The organism is Odoribacter sp. N15.MGS-14 (genome assembly GCF_000980245.1).
Lineage (GTDB): Bacteria > Bacteroidota > Bacteroidia > Bacteroidales > Marinifilaceae > Odoribacter > Odoribacter splanchnicus.
Genome location: NZ_LARE01000069.1, coordinates 1 through 18,048 on the forward strand (window position 1 = coordinate 1; position 18,048 = coordinate 18,048).

The 18,048-nt window shown below is 44.9% G+C and carries 13 protein-coding genes and 1 tRNA gene; 8 read left to right on the forward strand and 6 right to left on the reverse strand.

Annotated features, from left to right (window positions below):
• Positions 1 to 45 precede the first annotated feature (45 nt).
• A complete protein-coding gene (locus WS34_RS15665) occupies positions 46 to 1,167 on the forward strand; it encodes a thioredoxin family protein (RefSeq protein ID WP_286693757.1) in 1,122 nt (373 codons plus the stop codon).
• A 247-nt stretch (positions 1,168 to 1,414) separates the two neighbouring features.
• Here the strand turns inward: WS34_RS15665 and WS34_RS12290 are convergent, their stop codons facing one another.
• Positions 1,415 to 3,220 carry a glycoside hydrolase family 2 protein gene (locus WS34_RS12290; RefSeq protein ID WP_046405126.1) on the reverse strand — a complete coding sequence of 602 codons (1,806 nt, stop codon included), beginning with the start codon at positions 3,218 to 3,220 and terminating at the stop codon, positions 1,415 to 1,417.
• Between the two features lie 580 nt (positions 3,221 to 3,800).
• On the opposite strand from WS34_RS12290, the gene WS34_RS12295 reads away from it, so the two are divergent.
• Positions 3,801 to 4,385, forward strand: a complete 585-nt coding sequence (locus WS34_RS12295) for a Crp/Fnr family transcriptional regulator (protein WP_046405127.1) — start codon at positions 3,801 to 3,803, stop codon at positions 4,383 to 4,385.
• A 127-nt stretch (positions 4,386 to 4,512) separates the two neighbouring features.
• On the opposite strand, the gene WS34_RS12300 is transcribed toward WS34_RS12295, so the two are convergent.
• Positions 4,513 to 4,597: transfer RNA gene (locus WS34_RS12300), tRNA-Leu, on the reverse strand.
• A 246-nt stretch (positions 4,598 to 4,843) separates the two neighbouring features.
• Between WS34_RS12300 and WS34_RS12305 the strand changes: the two genes are divergently transcribed.
• Together WS34_RS12305 and WS34_RS12310 are read left to right on the forward strand one after the other, a co-directional pair.
• A complete protein-coding gene (locus WS34_RS12305; RefSeq protein WP_046405129.1) occupies positions 4,844 to 7,255 on the forward strand; it encodes a TonB-dependent receptor in 2,412 nt (803 codons plus the stop codon).
• 98 nt (positions 7,256 to 7,353) lie between these two features.
• Positions 7,354 to 7,956 (forward strand): HAD family hydrolase, encoded by a 603-nt coding sequence (locus tag WS34_RS12310; protein ID WP_013612406.1) that lies wholly within the window; start codon positions 7,354 to 7,356, stop codon positions 7,954 to 7,956.
• Here WS34_RS12310 and WS34_RS12315 read toward each other — a convergent pair.
• Positions 7,928 to 9,286, reverse strand: coding sequence for an MATE family efflux transporter (locus tag WS34_RS12315; RefSeq protein WP_046405131.1), 1,359 nt, complete (start codon positions 9,284 to 9,286; stop codon positions 7,928 to 7,930). The genes WS34_RS12310 and WS34_RS12315 overlap by 29 nt on opposite strands.
• Before the next feature lie 60 nt (positions 9,287 to 9,346).
• Positions 9,347 to 10,465 (reverse strand): BF3164 family lipoprotein, encoded by a 1,119-nt coding sequence (locus WS34_RS12320; protein WP_286693758.1) that lies wholly within the window; start codon positions 10,463 to 10,465, stop codon positions 9,347 to 9,349.
• 231 nt (positions 10,466 to 10,696) lie between these two features.
• Here WS34_RS12320 and WS34_RS12325 point away from each other — a divergent pair, with 231 nt between their 5' ends.
• Together WS34_RS12325 and mtnA are read left to right on the forward strand one after the other, a co-directional pair.
• Positions 10,697 to 12,028 carry a S28 family serine protease gene (locus WS34_RS12325; RefSeq protein WP_013612403.1) on the forward strand — a complete coding sequence of 444 codons (1,332 nt, stop codon included), beginning with the start codon at positions 10,697 to 10,699 and terminating at the stop codon, positions 12,026 to 12,028.
• Entirely contained in the window at positions 12,025 to 13,083 is a 1,059-nt protein-coding gene (mtnA, locus tag WS34_RS12330) for an S-methyl-5-thioribose-1-phosphate isomerase (RefSeq protein ID WP_046405134.1), read from the forward strand. The genes WS34_RS12325 and mtnA overlap by 4 nt, the downstream gene beginning before the upstream one ends.
• Here mtnA and WS34_RS12335 read toward each other — a convergent pair.
• Positions 13,073 to 14,305 (reverse strand): 3-deoxy-D-manno-octulosonic acid transferase, encoded by a 1,233-nt coding sequence (locus WS34_RS12335; protein WP_046405135.1) that lies wholly within the window; start codon positions 14,303 to 14,305, stop codon positions 13,073 to 13,075. The two genes, mtnA and WS34_RS12335, sit on opposite strands and share 11 nt — an antisense overlap.
• A gap of 292 nt (positions 14,306 to 14,597) precedes the next feature.
• Here WS34_RS12335 and metK point away from each other — a divergent pair, with 292 nt between their 5' ends.
• Both metK and WS34_RS12345 read left to right on the forward strand, forming a co-directional pair.
• Complete coding sequence (gene metK, locus WS34_RS12340; protein WP_046405137.1) at positions 14,598 to 15,905, forward strand: methionine adenosyltransferase; 1,308 nt, start codon at positions 14,598 to 14,600, stop codon at positions 15,903 to 15,905.
• 164 nt (positions 15,906 to 16,069) lie between these two features.
• A complete protein-coding gene (locus WS34_RS12345) occupies positions 16,070 to 16,639 on the forward strand; it encodes an RNA polymerase sigma factor (RefSeq protein ID WP_046404678.1) in 570 nt (189 codons plus the stop codon).
• 64 nt (positions 16,640 to 16,703) lie between these two features.
• Here the strand turns inward: WS34_RS12345 and WS34_RS12350 are convergent.
• Positions 16,704 to 18,048: M64 family metallopeptidase (locus WS34_RS12350; protein ID WP_046405139.1), on the reverse strand; the 1,345-nt coding region annotated here is incomplete at its 5' end.

The following is an 18,048-nucleotide window of genomic DNA, read 5'->3' on the forward strand; positions in this document are numbered from 1 at the left end:
AATTCTACGATATTTTGGAGAGTTATTGTGTAAAGGCTGTAAAGAATGAAAAAGATAGTGTCGTTTTTATTTTTGGTGGGGCTGGCCGCTGTTCTCTATGCCCAGACGATAGAAGTGAAGTTTCTGGAACTCAGCTATGAAGAAGCTTTGAAGGTGGCAGAGACGGAGCATAAACTACTGTTTCTGGATGCTTATACTTCCTGGTGTGCTCCCTGTAAGAAAATAGAGACGGAGGTTTTTACCCGTTCTGAGGTGGGGCAATTGCTGAACACTCACTTTGTCTGTGTCAAATACGATATGGGAAACTATCCGGAATTACAGAAGCGATTGAAGATCAATGCTTATCCTACTTTTTTGATTCTCCGCGCGGATGGAACAGAACAACATCGGATAGTGGGTGGTTGTGATGCAGAAGAATTCATGCAGCGGGTGAAAGAGGGATTGGATCAGCGAACAGCCCGTATATTTTTGCAGGAAGCCTACGAGAGAGGAGATAGGAGTGTTTCATTGTTATTCAATTATACCCTTGCCCTGTTGGGTGCAAACCAAATTCCTCCGGCATTGGAAGTTGCTGACGAATTGTGGAAAAAGCTGAATATTGCAGAGAAGCAAAACAGTCATTATTGGCCTTTGTATGCTGATTTCCGGATTACTCCGATTACTGGTGAACGTTTTCAGTTTTTATTGGATCATCAGAAAGAGATTACAGGAACTGTCGGTGTGGAAGTAGTAAATGCTCATTTTTATGATGTGTATTCCAGGTATTTGTATCCGGTTGTTGCCGGGCTTATTGCTTCAGATGAAACCGATGAAATGCGTTCTGTGTTGCATGTTATTGACAGACAAATGAAAAAGATTGATTTGCCGGTTTCACTGCGACAGACTTTGAATGCTAAATTACAAATAGCTTCCGCTCGTTTGGAGGGAAATATTCCTAAGATCCTGAATGCTTATGAACAGGGATATTCATATATTCCGGAAACGGAACTTTGGCAGGTGATTTCTTCTTTGTCTTTTTTAAGGGGGAAAGGACAAACAGAAGAACTTTTACGTGCAGCTGTGATCGCTGAAAAAAGTGCTTTACTTACAGACCGGGCTGAACTGAAAGGGTATCTGAATAAATTGGGTGAGGGTTTTCGGAAACGGGCGCGGTCTGAATCAGAATGAAAATGATTACCCGTACAGCCCAGGGAGCTTGTTCATGAAATAAAAGAGGTACATCATTAGCTCACGGTCAGAGTTCATCCCGATAAAATCAGAATGTCTGTATGCTAAAAATCAAACTGGCAGTGAGGGGAATTTGTTTTACAGATAAAAAAAGAAGATTTGTCAAAATATTTTTTGACAAATCTCCCGATGTCCGACAGAAACAAACCGCTTTCGCGCTGTTCTGTCTAAAATCTTGTATGTATTCTTATTTTAAGGAATTACATATCTTTTGGTTTATTTCCCGGATTTTTTTCTCGTTTACCTTGATTTCTTTTCTGTCATAGGTCATCAGTCCATTGACTTCTCCTTCGACGTCAGTAATCTGGGTATATACGCCGGCAGAGAATCCCCGGGGGATCAACTGAAGTAAATGTTCGGCATATTTGATATACTCCGTCGTCACTTCTTCCGGATTGTTGAATTTCACATATCCCCAGTTTCTGTCGGGCATCCAGAGGTGGTCTTTCATCACCAATCCGATGCCGCCGTATTCTCCTAATACGGTTGCCCGCATCGGATCGTAGAGATATAAATCGGGCCCCGGATAATTGTGCAGGTCGAGAATATCTCCGCAGGTGTAGTGATTTCCACCGCTGGCAGGATTGACCAGACGACTCGGATCATAAGCTTTTGTCCAGGCTGCGATATCGGGAGTTTTGAATTGTCCCCAGCATTCGTTGAAGGGCACCCATACCCCTACACAAGGATTGGAATACAGCAGGTCGATGATTTCTTTCCATTCCCGGCGGTAATTGGCTTCCGATTCGGCGGAATGGACCATTTCTACTCCTTTGAAATATTGTCTGCTTTGCCATTCCGGTCCTCTGTCGCCATTCGGCATATCCTGCCATACGATTACGCCTAATTTGTCGCAATGGGTGTACCAGCGTGCCGGTTCTACCTTTACATGCTTACGGATCATATTATATCCGAAATCTTTTACTTTCTTGATGTCGTATACCAGGGCTTCGTCGGTCGGAGCGGTATATAATCCGTCGGGCCACCATCCCTGATCCAGCGGACCGAAGTGGAAAACATTCCGATTGTTCAGCTGTAAACGGGTAATACCGTCTGCGCCTTGGCGGATAGAATATTTCCGCATGGCAGCGTAGCTGTTTACTTCGTCGATCACTTTTCCATTGTCGGTCAGAGTCACTTTCATATCATAAAGGAAAGGATTTTCAGGACTCCATAATCTGGCATTCTCGATCGCCAGCTGAACGGGCTGGCCCTGCATGGCTTTTCCCGTAGCTACGACCTTTCCTCCCTCCGATACTACTACCGAAACAACGGCGGAAGGATTGCCGGTTGCCGTATGAGCTTCTACGGTCAGGATCTTTTTATCGATATCCGGTGTCGTTTTCAGCCGGGTGATGTGGTTGGCGGATACAGGTTCCATCCATACCGTTTGCCAGATTCCGCTGACCGGAGTGTACCAGATACCGTCCGGGTGTTTCACCTGTTTTCCTCTCGGTTGATAACCTTCGTCGCTCGGATCCCATACTTTTACCGTGATCTGGTTTTTCCCTTTAGCTAAAACCGGAGTAATATCGAAAGAGAAGGGGGTGTATCCTCCCCGGTGTTGTCCCATTTTAACGCCGTTTACCCAAACATCGGCTTGCCAGTCGACAGCCCCGAAGTGCAGCAGTATGTTTTTGCCTTTCCAGGAGGAGGGAACGGTGAATTCCCGGCTATACCACAATTCGTTTTCTTTGCCTAAAGTCTTCATCACACCCGAGAGGCTCGATTCTACGGCAAATGGTACCAATATCTGACCGTCCATGTCTGCCGGTTGCTGAGTACCCGTCGGACGGATGGCATATTCCCACAAGCCGTTCAGGTTTTTCCATTCCTTCCGTTCCATGATCGGTCGGGGATATTCCGGAAGTACATTATTCGGATCGATTTGCTCTGCCCACGTGGTTTTTATTTTATCGCCCGCAGGTTTCCATTGTGCATACCCTGCCAAACTAACAGCCAGAGCAATTGCAGAAAATAAGATTTTTTTCATAGATATCTGATTGATTAATTTATTTCGACGGATCAAAAATACGTGCTAACGTTTGAAATCAAAGGTGATTATTATTCAAATAAAGGTAAATTTTAACCAAAATTCCTCCTTTGACCAGAAATTACTCTTTTTTGAATAGTTTGTTTTCAGACACCTTCTTTTGCACTTCGCTCTTCTTGCTGATCCTCTCCCATTCCGATACTGAGCCGGTAGATGTCCTCTCCTATTTTTTAGTTACAACGGTGAAAGCTTCACTTCTCTAACCTCTGTAACTGTTAAAACGTAGAATTATTCCGGTCCTTGTTCGTCTTCGGTATTCGTGTTCGGGGACGCGGTCGCTTCTGTCGGTCATCTAGCTTTTTCTTTCACTGACCGGCGGTGTCTGAGCGAAGCGAGTTCCGCCGGTCAGTGAAGGAAAGCCTTAACGGACCGGTCCAGGCGAACCGGTCTGACGGTATAAAAACCGGAATCGGAATAGAAAGAAAAAATTATACCTACGTTTTATGATGAACTTTATAAGCTCCGATTCTCTTTTTTTCAACCCTTTTTCTTTTCTTTGTATACTTTTTTCCCGGTAAATATGAAAACTGCTTTAGCTATAACACGAACTCTGTCCAAACGTTATTATCCTCTGCATCCGGAGGAACAGGAAGCACTTGCTTCTATAATGGAGTGTCGCCGGGTCGATAAAGGAGAACTTCTCCTCGAAGAAGGCCGGATAGCCCGCCATTTCCATTATGTCGAATCGGGAATGTTACGTCAGTATTACTACAAAAACGGGCATGATATCACCGAACATTTTTCGTGTGAAGATGATTTGGTATTTTGCATCATCAGCCTGTTCAGACAAGAACCCACACGCTTGATGATCGAAGCCATCGAACCGACCGTGGTGTACGACATCCCCTATACCGGTCTGCAAGAATTGTTTGTTTCTTATTCCTCTATTGCTCAATTATACAAGAAAATTTTAGAATGGGGCCTTATGGTATCCCAGAACAAAGCCGACTCCTGGCGATTCGAAACTGCCAAGGAACGCTATAAACGTTTTCTAAAAGATTTTCCCGAAGCAGCCAAAAGAGCCCCTATCAGCCATATCGCTTCTTATCTGTTGATGACTCCCGAAACCCTCAGCCGCGTGAGGGCTGAAATCTTCCAGGAATAAATTGTAAGATAGGTGATCAGTAAACTTTTTCTAAGATAGTACCAGTCCTCAAGAAACCCCATGCCCCGGTCCCATGGGTTACAAAAAAAGAGTTAGATTTTCATCTAACTCCTTGATTTTCAATTTGTACCCAGGGCGGGAATCGAACCCGCACGTCTGTTGAGGACACTGGATTTTGAGTCCAGCGCGTCTACCAATTCCGCCACCTGGGCAAAGAACTCGGGTGCAAAGGTAGATATTTTCATATAACCTCCAAAGAAAAGTAGAATTTTTTTTGAATCTTTTTGCTAAGTTGCTCGTATAAAGGATATATTCTTAATGTTCAATACTCATATTTTCTTGAAAAATTCCTCATTGACCGGTAATCGATGGGGGATTTTTTGTCAGATGACGATTCGTTTGTGTACATTTGCCGACCCGTCGGGAGAAGAGTTTATAAATAGTAAGATATTTTAGAGATGAGATATTGGATCGTATTATTTTTATTTTGTCTGGGTATCGGACCAGCTGTCCAGGCACAAAATAAAGGTGTCGTTAAAGGACGAGTCTTCGATTTGGCGAGCAATGAGGCGATCCCATTTGCAAATGTCGTAGTTTATGGGACGACTCTGGGGGGAGCGACGGATGAGGAGGGAAGATTCCGGTTGGAAAATGTTCCTCCGGGACTTGTCCGCTTGGAGGTGAGTAGTATCGGTTATCAGACTTTGGTGACAGTAGGGTTTCTGTTGGGTACTGCCGGAGAGAGAACGGAAAATATCGGTTTGGAACCTGCATCGACTACTTTGGAACAGGTCGTAGTCAAAGCCAGTCCTTACCGTAAAACAGTAGAAACTCCGGTTTCCATTCAGCGGATAGGAATTGCGGAGATTGAAAAAAATCCCGGAGGCAACCGGGATATTTCCAAAGTAGTACAATCCATGCCGGGGGTATTGTCTTCGCCTGCATTCCGGAATGATTTTGTAGTCCGGGGTGGTGGGCCTGCTGAAAACCGGTTTTATCTGGACGGAGTTGAATTGCCCATCTTAAATCATTTCGCTACTCAGGGGGCTTCCGGTGGGGTAGTCAGTATTGTGAATATCGATTTTGTCAAAGAGGTAAATTTCTTTTCCGGTGCCTTCCCGGCTTCTTATGGTAATATGATGAGTTCTATGCTCGAATTTCGACAGATCGAGGGAAATCCCGACCGGGTGAAGACGCGGGTTACTTTCGGTGCTACCGATTACGGCCTGTCTTTGGACGGTCCGTTGGCTCCAAAGACTACTTTTATTGTTTCGGCCCGGCGAAGTTATCTGAAGATGTTGTTCGGTATCATCGGTTTGCCTTTTCTTCCAGTGTATAATGATATGCAATTCAAGACGGTCACCCGTTTGAATGCCCGGAATGAATGGACTTTGCTCGGTATTGGCGGATACGATATCAACCGTCTGAATACCGACCTGAAGAATCCCGACGATCATCAGAAATATTTGCTCGATTGGTTGCCGGAAAGCCGGCAATGGAGTTATACTTTGGGAACGACCTTTAAGCATTACGGCAATAACTGGTATCACTTTTTCGTCCTAAGCCGGAGTGGATTGTACAATAAGGTCGAGAAATACACCGGCAATGACCGTCATAATCCCAAAACAATCGACTATCGCTCTGGAGAATCGGAAAATAAATTCCGTTTCGAGCATCATCGTTATGCAGCGAATGGGTTTAAACTTCAGGTCGGGGCAGGTATCGAATATGCCCACTATGACAATACTACGGCCCGGCGGCTGTTCGCTGCGGGAGAAGCTATCGATCAGTATTATTCCCGGGCTTTGAATATGTGGAAATGGGCGATCTTCGGCCAGGTGTCCCGGTCTTTTTTCTCCGAACGGCTGGCTTTATCCCTGGGACTCCGGGCGGACGGATGTAATTATACCGGTAAAACAGCTGCTCTTTACCGGCAAATATCGCCCCGTTTCTCATTTTCTTACGCATTCGACGAACGCTGGTCGCTAAATGGCAATATCGGCCGGTATTATCAGTTGCCTGCCTATACGACGCTGGGTTTTGCAGACGCCGGGGGAATTCTGGTGAATAAACGGAATAAGACCGGATATATCGGAGCCGATCATTATGTACTGGGAGTTGAGTATCGTCCGGGAACGACTACCCGGATTACACTGGAAGGTTTTTACAAGACTTACGATCATTATCCCGTATCCCTGACCGATTCGGTTGCTTTGGCCAATAAAGGTACCGACTATGTGGCGGTGGGTGACGAAGCGGTTCGACCCGTCGGAGAAGGGAGAGCTTATGGGCTGGAATTGATGCTCAGAACCCAGGAATTTTATGGTGTCGTTGCTTCGTTGGCTTATACCTGGTATTATTCCGAATTTAAACAGTTGGATGAAAATTTGCAGAATACCCGTCGTTATATACCCAGTAGTTGGGATAACCGCCATATATTCTCTCTGACAGCAACCCGTAGGATAGGTAAAAGTTGGGATTTGGGGTTTAAATGGAGATATGTGGCGGGTGGGCCTTATACGCCTTATGATCGGGAGACTTCGGCACGGATAGAAGCCTGGGAGGCCAAACATCAGCCTTATTATGATTATTCGCGCTTCAATACACAGCGATTACCGGCTTTCCATCAACTGGATGTCAGGGTGGATAAGAGTTTTTTCTTTCGAAAGTGGTCGTTGATATTTTATGCGGACATTCAGAATATCTATAACTATAAAGCTTTAGGCCCCGATGAGCTGGTGCCTGTCGAAAATCCTGACGGAAGCTATCGCAAAGATCCTGACCGGGAAGGTTATTATCAGATGCGCAGCATAAAAAATGAATTGGGCGGAACGGTTTTACCCTCTGTCGGGGTAATTGTAGATTTTTAATCCACTTGCCGGATAGATTTTTCAGTGAGCGGATAAGTTGGTATAAGTTTTGTAACTTTAGATATCGAAAATAGGTATGATTGAAAAATGACAAGTATATGAAAAATGTGGTTTTTGATTTGGGTGGAGTTGTGGTCGATTGGAGTCCCGAACGTTTGATGGAAGAATATACCGGTGATCGTGCAATGCCGGTGAGTCTGTTTGAAAGGGGGTTTTTCCGGAAATTTTGGCCCGATTACGACCGGGGGACGATCGATCAGGTGAATATCGTTCGGGAAATGAGTGTTTTTTCGGGACGTCCTTATGCCGAATGTTGGGATTTTGTCGAATTTATCAAACATTCGTTGCGGGATATTCCCCAAACACAATGTCTGATTAAAGAGTTGGCCGGTAAAGGTTACCGTTTATTCTGCCTTTCCAATATGTCCCTGGAATTTTATGACTACCTGAAAGAACGGGAGGTCTTTCGGTATTTCGAGGGCCAGATCATCTCGGCTCACGAAAAACTGATTAAACCCGAAAAAGAGATTTACCGGATCCTGATCGACCGTTTTCAGGCATACCCCGAAGACACGCTCTTTATCGACGACCTGAAGGAAAATGTCGATGCGGCTCGTCAACTGGGTTTCCATACCGTGCATTTTGCCGATAAGGAAAAAGGATACCGGGAAATCAATAAAATTCTTTGCTCTGAGTTTTAGTTTTTAGTTTCCAGTAGTACCTCCCGCAAAGCATGACTCCGGTCAGGGTAAGCCCTATCGGATAGCCGATCCAGATTCCTGTGATGCCCCACTCGAGTACAAAGCCGCAGATGTAGCATACGGGCATGGCGATCAGGAAGTAACCGATAAAGGAGATGACAGCCATGGCGATCACATCGCCGATACCGCGGAGGGAATTGGCATAGGTAATCTGAAGGGCATCCCCGAATTGGTAGGCCAGCAGGATATAGACCAGGGTGGATACGACCCGGATGACTTCTTCGGAGGTGGTGAATAGATATCCGATCAGTTCCCGGGAAAATAAGAACACAGTACAGGCACAGACAGCGAGACAAAGAATGAGATGGAAGCCTGCCATCGTCGTGCGGCGCACATGGAGCAGGTCCTGACGGCCGAAATAATTACTCACCCGTACAGATACCGCTGCTCCGACTCCGTAATAGATCATAAAACCTAAAGTTGAGATAGCCACCATCACCTGATGGGCGGCCAGGGCAATGCTTCCCAGCCAACCGATCATAATTCCCGTAATACTGAACAGGGCAGTTTCCAGTCCCATCTGTAAACCGACCATCCAGCCCATTTTATTGAGTGAGAGGATATCGGTGAAATTGTATTTACCCCGTTTGTAACCGACCAGATAGCGGCGGTAACGGAGGCTGCGGTAAAATAAGACGGCGAAAGCTGCAAACATGAGGATACGGGCCGTTAAGGTGGAAATGCCTGCTCCTACGACACCCAGGGCCGGTAGTCCGAATTTTCCGTAGATCAGTATATAATTTCCGGCAATATTCACCAGATTGGCGGAGATCATGATGTACATGGGCGTTTTGGTATCCGTAATACCGTCGGCGAATTGCTTGAAAGAATTGAATAACATGACGAATACTAGGGAAGCCAGCTGGAGAAGAAAATAAGGCCGGATCAACGGGAGTAATTCTTCAGGCTGTCCTAGCCGGTCGATATTGAACCATACCACTGTCATCGCCAGGGTCAGGAGCAAGCCGATGAAGAGATTTACCAACAGACTGTTGCGTAGCAGTTGACCGACATGATATTTGTCATGACGGCCGAAAAATTGTCCGACCAGGGGAGTAAGACCATAAGAAAAACCCAGACCGAAAAGAATGGGGATATTGAAGGCACTGTTGACAAATGAAGCTGCAGCCAGGTCGAGAGTGGCATATTGTCCCACCATCATATTATCGGCCAGGCCTACCACCACAATACCGATTTGTCCGATGACAATGGGGATACCCAGACGGATGAGGGCTTTGTAATGTTCTTTATAGGGGGTGAAATAGCTCATGTCGCTTAGCATTTATAAAGTTCATAAAGTCCGATGGCCTCAGGGACCCGATAGACTGAATTAAAATGGTAACGGATAACGATATACCTCTTCCATTTGCAAATTAACTCCATATAATAATCTGTTTTTGGCATCTACCTGGATTTGATCGATTCCTTCCGGGATATATAATTTGTACACCAACTGACCTTCCCAATCGAAAACATACAAGGTACATCCTTTGTTTTCCTCACGTTTCATAAAATTCCGGTCGAGATACAGAACATAAATAAACCGGTCGTCGATCTCGGGAAAGCCATAGTATTGCCTCAAATCGTTGCTTTGTTCGGCCAGATTTTCAAGTGTGGGTTGGTTTTCGATCCGGTACCCTTTTAATATTCCTGTTTCTAAATCGAGTATGTTGAGTTGGGGTACCAGGGGCATAGTCATGACCATGCGGGTACGGTCGTTGTTCAATAGGTTCAGCGATGAGAAGAAGCGATTGTCCGATGCCTGTTGTGCCGGAAGGTCTTTGGGGACGGAATATAAGTCGTAGGTTTTATTGATTTTTCCGGTACGACGGTCTATCAGTAACCATTGAGGTATCGGGTCGACATCGGTTTTCGTATTTTCGCGCCTTTCCGCTTGTTTATAAGCCAGGATATTGTTTTCATCATATATGAAAACACTCATAAAGGAACGGGAGGATTTATCCCTCCATCGGAAATCGAAGATCGTATCACAGACCGTCTTGCGTTGTTGCAGGGATTTCGTTATATTGAATATCCCGGCTTTCTCTTCATTTATAGCTGTAAACAACGCTTTCCATTCGCCATTCTCCTTATATTTCTGGATAATGGGGGTGATACTGAAATATTCGTCGGCACCTCTTCCTTTCTGAAAATAACCGGCGATAAATCGTCCGTCGGTGTTAAAACAATAGTAATGATAATCGGGAGTCCTGTGTCCCATAAAAAATAAGGTCGTGTCGCAGAGCGAAAGCATGCCGGTGTTGATACTGTCCAGCAGCAGCCGTTCCCCGGTCAGCGTGTCGCTTACCGGAATATCTTTCACGGTTATGATCTCCCCGTTAAAGTAGTTTACTTTTTTATGACATCCGCCTAAAAGAAACAGTAGGGATAACCCTCCTGCCAAAGCTTTTGTTTTCAAAGCCATAGCTGTTCTTATGGATATCTTCATAGACTGTTCCGGATTTGGATTATAAACTGTTTTGATAATTGTCGCAAAGCTAATCAATTTCTTGCCTGCCGGCAAATGGATTTCTTGCTTTTACGGATCGCTTTTTAGCATTTGTCTTTTACTTTTTGCATGCTACTTTTTTACTTTCTGCCTTTTTTTCGTACCTTGTCCCCGTTGAGATAAGTCCCGACTAAGGGTGGAGATTGGATGATGTTTTAAATTATTTGAATTATGAGAAAACTCTTAACTACTTTTGTTTGTGTATGGTTTACCCTGGCGGTATGGGCCGGAGATGGGATTTATGAAAAGTTGCAACAGATACCACAGATTAGTGAGATTCAGAAACTGGATGTAAAGCCTTTTCAGGAGTATTATCAATTCTGGTTCGAGCAGCCGGTCGATCATTCCGATCCCGCGAAAGGGACTTTCCGGCAACGGGTGTTGCTGGGGCATAAACAATCGGATGCTCCGGTAATCGTCGAGTTGGAAGGCTATAATATCTGGTCGTCGGAAGAAGGTGAATTGGCTAATATCCTGAAAGGGAATCAGCTGACGATAGAGCACCGTTTTTTCGATCAAAGTGTGCCGGAAGGAGGGATTCCCTGGGAAAACCTGACCATCAAGCAGGCTGCCGATGACCAGCACGAGATTATACAGGCTATCAGGCAGAAAATTTATCCGGCATCGAAATGGATCAGTACCGGAATCAGCAAAGGAGGACAGACGACGATATTTCACCGTTATTTTTACCCGGCCGATGTGGATATCAGTGTACCGTATGTGGCTCCCCTGAATCTGGAGTATGTAGATCCCCGTTTGGATAAATTCCTGAACCGGTTAGGGACGGCGAAGAGTGGGGTGAAAGCGCTTTTTAACTGGGAGGATCTGAATACCTGTCATTATACGATCCGTGATTTTCAGACCATGTGTTTCGAACATCTCGATACGCTGCTTCCTATGCTCGAGGAACTGGCTGCCGAAAAGAAATATACCTACCGGATGGTGGGAGGGACCAAACGGGCCTTGCAGCTGATGATTCTGGAATATCCTTTTGCGTTTTGGCAGTGGGGGAATAATTGTGCCGATATTCCCGATCAGGAAAGTGCCGATTGGGAGGAGATCTTCGAATACCTGGTGAAAGTGTCTTCCCCTGATTTTTTTGAAGATAAGTACATCGTCCGCATGCAACCGTTTTTTTATGCTGCTTTGACCGAGATCGGGATGTATGATTATAAAATAAAACCGTTCAAGAAATTCTTACCCGAAGACGATAAAGATATCGACTTTTCATTCACTATGCCTGAAGGTGTTGAAAAAAAGCCTTTTAATGACAAACAGATGAAGGCGATCAACGAATGGTTGCAGACGGATGCCGAGCGGATTTTGTTTGTATACGGCGGAAGTGATCCCTGGTATGCTACCGGCGTCGATTTGAAGAAAAACGGAAAATGCCGTAAATACGTAAGAGGGGATATGAGCCATGCTTGCCGGATTAAAGATTTCGATCCGGTGTCGAAAGAAGATTTGCTCGATACGCTGAACGAATGGATGCAAGAAAAATGAAAAGTGAAGGTTTGGCCGGCCTGACGACGGTAAGTGTCGATTGGGAAGAGCCGGCTGTAATTATTCTCGACCAGACGCAATTGCCCAACCGGGAAGCATATCTCCGCTTATATACTCCGGAGGAGATTTGGGAAGCCATTTATCACCTGAAGGTGAGGGGGGCCCCGGCGATCGGGGTTGCTGCTGCCTATGGCATGGCGGTTTGTGCACAACAATTCGGGGAACAGTCTTTTTCCGTTTTTTTTCAAAAATTTACGGAGGTAAAAAAATACCTGGCTTCTTCACGTCCTACTGCTGTAAATTTATTTATGGCTTTGGACCGGATGGAAAAATGTGTTTTGTCGTTGCAGGATCAGCAGGTTGATACAATAAAAATAAAATTGCAGCAGGAGGCGGAAGCTATCCGGGCAGAGGATGCGGCTGCTTGCCGGAGTATCGGGGAATGGGGATTAAGTGTTTTACAACCGGGAATGGGGCTGCTGACTCATTGTAATGCCGGACATCTCGCAGTTTCTGCATATGGTACGGCTTTGGCTCCTGTTTATTTGGGGCAGGAGCGTGGTTATCATTTTAAAGTGTATGCAGATGAAACCCGTCCATTGTTACAGGGGGCACGTTTGACTGCCTTTGAACTTCAGAAAGCAGGAGTCGATGTCACTTTGATCTGTGATAATATGGCTTCCTGTGTGATGGGACAGGGAAAGGTGCAGGCTGTTTTGGTAGGATGCGACCGGATAGCGGCTAATGGAGATGTTGCTAATAAAATAGGTACTTCCGGAGTTGCTGTTTTGGCTAAATATTATGGAATTCCTTTTTACGTACTTGGACCGACTTCTACAGTTGATCTAAAATGTCCGGATGGGGCACATATTCCCATTGAAGAACGGCAAGCCGGTGAAATCACAGAAAAATGGTATACCCGACGGATGGCACCTCCGGAAATAAAGGTGTATAATCCTGCTTTCGATGTGACCCGTCATGAATTGATTACGGCAATCATTACCGAAAAAGGGATTTTATATCCTCCTTTTGATCGTGTCCTCTCTAAATTGTAGTGCTTAGTGCTTCACTGATTACTGCTGTCGCACCCAGTTGGCTGTTCACATATTCCAATGCCTTTTGTCCGGCGGTTTCTGCAATTGCCGGATGCTGAATCAGGCTGTCCAGGATCTCCGAAAGTTCTGCCCCGTTGGAAATGCTGAAAGCTCCGCCTTCCCGGATCAGGCTGACCGCTTCGTTGAATTTTTGATATTTGGGTCCGAAAATTACCGGTATTCCATACACGGCAGCTTCAAGGGTATTGTGGATACCGACCCCGAAACCTCCGCCGATATAAGCGATCTTCCCATACCGGTAGATCGATGAAAGCAGACCGATACAATCGATAATCAATACCTCCTTATCGGCCAAATCGGTATTTTCCGAGGTGTAGCGGGCTACCTTCTTCCTGCATTTGTCCAGAATCGCTTTGATGTGATTTTCCCCGATTTCGTGAGGGACGATAATCCATTTATAACCGTCCGGATGGCAGTTGATATATTCCAGGAGAATTTCTTCATCGGGTGGCCAGGTGCTGCCGCAGACGATGGCGGGGCGGCCGTCACAGAATTGCTCTACTTTGACGATTTGTTTTGCATTTTCCGCGATCTGTTTTACCCGGTCGAAACGGGTATCTCCTGTCAGTCTGACATTTTTTATGCCAATGGATTTCAGTAATTCCACCGATTGCCCGTCCTGCACGAACAATTCTTTGAAGCATCCCAGCATCCGCCGGTGGAGTTTTCCCCAACTTTTAAAAAAAGGCTGGTTGGGACGGAAAATGGCTGAGATGAGATATACCGGGATGTTTCGTTTGTTCAGTTCGTTCAGGTAGTGGAACCAGAATTCATATTTGATAAAGACCGCTGCATCCGGACGGAATTTTTCAATCAGGCGGACCGCATTGCGTCGCGTATCTCCCGGCAGATAAAGGATGTAATCTGCACCGGTATAATTTTTGCGGATTTCATAACCTGAGGGTGAAAAAAAGGTAAGCAGGATTTGGGTTGCCGGTTCTGCGGCCTTCAAGGCTTCGATTACCGGGCGGCCTTGTTCGAATTCGCCCAAAGAAGCGGCATGAAACCACACCAAACGACCTTCTCCCCGTTGTATACCGGCTGCTTTTTTCCAGACTTCTTTTCTGCCTTTACGTAAAAGGGCTGCTTTTTCATTGAAAGGAGCTGCCAATTGTATAGCCAGATGATATGCCTGAATTCCAATATTATATAAGAATGCCATAACGATACTTTGAATATAGGCCGCAAAATTAATAATAAAACCCGAATGATGCGCTTTTCCTCTTTCTGCTTTTTTTTAACCTTTAACTTTTTACTTTTACCTTTTTCCTTCCTATCTTTGTCCCGTCATTGTGGAAAGATTTGGCTGATTGCAACCACAGAAAAAAATTGCTAAAATGCATATACTTCTGAATTCAACCATCCATTGCCTTTCCCGTAATATAATTAACCGATTGGATATTGATTGCGTATAGTACATTTTCAATTTTCAATTTTCAATTTTCAATTAAATTATGGGATATTTATTTACTTCAGAGTCTGTATCGGAAGGGCATCCTGATAAGGTTGCCGATCAGATTTCGGATGCAGTGCTCGACCGGATTCTGGCGTTCGACCCGGAAGCAAAAGTAGCCTGTGAAACTTTGGTGACAACCGGACAAACTGTCATTGCAGGCGAGATTAAAACAAAGACTTATGTAGACGTGCAGCAAGTGGCCCGTGAGGTGATCAATGAGATCGGCTACACCAAGAGTGAGTATATGTTCGACGGAAATAGTTGCGGGGTATTTTCTGCGATCCACGAACAATCGCCGGATATCAACCGGGGAGTGGTGCGTGAAGATCCGATGGAACAGGGAGCCGGTGATCAGGGGATGATGTTCGGTTATGCCTGTAACGAGACCGATAATTATATGCCGTTGTCCCTGGAATTAGCCCATCTTTTACTGAAAGAATTGGCTCAAATCCGGAAAGAGGGTCAGTTGATGCAATATCTGCGTCCCGATTCGAAATCACAGGTGACCATTGAATACGGTGATGAAGGGAAACCGGTCCGTATACATACGATTGTCATTTCTACCCAGCATGACGATTTCATCAAGCCGGCCAACGAAACGCCGGAAGCCCAGCTGAAAGCCGACGAGGCTATGGTGGAATGGATCAGAAAAGATATCGTCGATATTCTGCTGCCCCGGGTAAAGGCCCTGTTGCCAAAACGGGTACAGGCTTTATTCGATAAAAATGTCATTCTTTTTGTCAACCCGACCGGTAAATTTGTGATCGGAGGTCCTCATGGAGATACAGGGCTGACAGGGCGTAAAATTATTGTCGATACCTACGGGGGGAAAGGAGCCCACGGTGGGGGAGCTTTCTCCGGAAAAGACCCTTCGAAAGTCGATCGGTCTGCTGCCTATGCTGCCCGTCATATCGCTAAAAATATGGTAGCAGCGGGGATAGCCGACGAGATCCTGATCCAGATTTCCTATGCGATCGGCGTTGCCCGTCCTGTAGGAGTGTATGTGAATACTTACGGTACTTCGAAAGTCAGCTTAACGGATGCAGAGATTGCCGGGAAAGTCAACGAGATTTTCGACCTTCGTCCGAGGGCTATCGAAGAACGCTTGAAATTATGTAATCCGATTTATCAGGAGACTGCCAGTTATGGGCACATGGGACGCAAACCTGAAATAGTGAAAAAAGTGTTCACTTCGAATTATTGGCCTACAGTTGAGAAAGAAGTGGAACTTTTTACCTGGGAAAAACTGGACTATGTCGATGAGATAAAGCGGGTATTCAAAGAGTTTAAGAAAACGCAGCCATAAGAGAAGGTGTCCCTGGACATTGATTGTAATTTGAACTGTGTCAGCCGGAGAAAAAGAATAAAGTATGGACTTTGCTGACACAGTTTTTCAAAAGAATTTGGAATATAAATTGGAAAATCTATTATTAATCCTTTATTTTGTTCGGTAAAACGACGGAAGACACTGTGAGCGAACAGAAAGATTTTTTGCAGCGCTTTAACTTGAAAGACGAACAAGCTTATCATAAACTCTTTCAGCAATTTTATAGTTACCTTGTCCTTTTTGCGGAACGCAGAGTGGAAAACCACAAGGTGGCTGAAGATATCGTGCAGGAAATCTTTATCAATATCTGGGAAAGTAACAAACAATACAATTCTATCAACGGATTTAAAGCTTATTTGTACGAAGCCGTCTCGAACCGTTGTGCAGATTACTGGAAACACCGGGCAGTCGAAGAAAAATACATGGCACATGTGCTTTATGAACAAAAACTACCCGATTTTTCAGTGCAAGAGGAAGAAATATTGCGGGAATTGTACGCAGCCATCGGTGAATTGCCGCAACGTAGCCAGGAGGTCATTCTTTTATCTTTAGAGGGTAAGAAAAATCAGGAAATAGCCCAACTGCTGAATCTGTCTGTGCTTACTGTCAAAACCCATAAGAAAAATGCTTTCCGTTATTTAAAAAATCGACTGCGAAATCTGGTACTGTTAGTTATGATTATGCAGATTTCTAAAAAAGATATCCTGCCATAATGTTCCGGCTAAACGGTAAGTTATGACAGGATCTGATGTTTTATTCGGCTTGAAGCTCTATTTCTTATTTTACCTGAGCCGGCATCGGAAGGGGTGGTCTGTCCGATACGGTATAGTCGGCCGGTAGTTCATATTGGTCATGTTCGAAAAAGTAATTAACCAATCCGGTCATGCCTTGAGGGGTGTATTCATATACGTTGAGACGGAACAAAAGCCATTGTACGATAGCATATCGCGAAGCAACATTGAAATAAGGTACGTTGTTTATCATACAACTCTCTTCTTCACAATGAGAAACAAATGCCTTGTTAGCAATATCACTGACACATCCATAGCCTCCGTCAGCAGGCTTCAACACTTCGCTGTAACGAGCTGTGCTTCCACTGACATATCGGAAAAACTGCCAACTCATCTCCGGATAAGAAGTTATCAGCCTTTCACTTGTTGGTAGTCCTACATTATAACAATATAACCTGTAATTTTTATAATAAGTTATTAAAGTTTTATCTTCAGTAGTAAACAACTGTTCGGTAGACCATTCGTCTCCCAGTTTTCCGATAGCGTGTCCACCGACTTCATGCAGAAAAATGTTGGTGAATCCTCCCGGTAATTGAATATCTCTGTTCAAAGGGACATAACTGATTGTCCTGTAATCAGTATCATTTCTATCAGTCGGGTCGCCGAACCAATAAGTCGAGCCTCCATAACGTTCGTCATTGACCAATACAATGACGACGGAATTCGTTTGCAGTATGGCGTCATTCATTCCCAATATTTTGCTTGCATAACTGAAAGCCGTTGTATTATTTCCGATGATGCGGTTATCTTCGTTAAAGTAACTGAATAATGCTGTATTTCCTGACTCGGAAGTTCCGGCCCCGCGCTCTTGTGATTCGCAAGCCACTGACCAAACATTGAAATATTCCTTGTAAGTTTTATAGGGTTCGACAGCAAATAAGGCCTCACAAGCTTCTTCTACCGCCAGGTCGAATACTCCCGTTTCTGCAATCAGATCATCGGACGTAAAGCCATCTCCCAGAAAAATCAGGTTAAAGCCGTTTGTGAGTTCACGTTCTCCCTGGTGTTTTTGGACATTTCCGTCTGCCCGGATCCCTCCATTCTGGGAAGCGGTTAATTTCATTGTACGTACGCCGTATTTCAAACGAACGGTTGTCGATCTTTCTTTTTTCTGGCTATTATCCGTAGTTATAAAAACCAGTTCGGAATCTCCCGAACCCACGGTATCTGCAACTTGTAACCAACCTGTCGTATCGGCAATTTCTACTTTCCAATCCATATTGGTATGAATTTTCAGGGTATCGTAGCTAACTCTTTTATTGAAAGCCAACGATTTCTTGCCGTCCGTCACTTCAAATACCATCGGTTCCTGACGCACAGCCAAACGCATT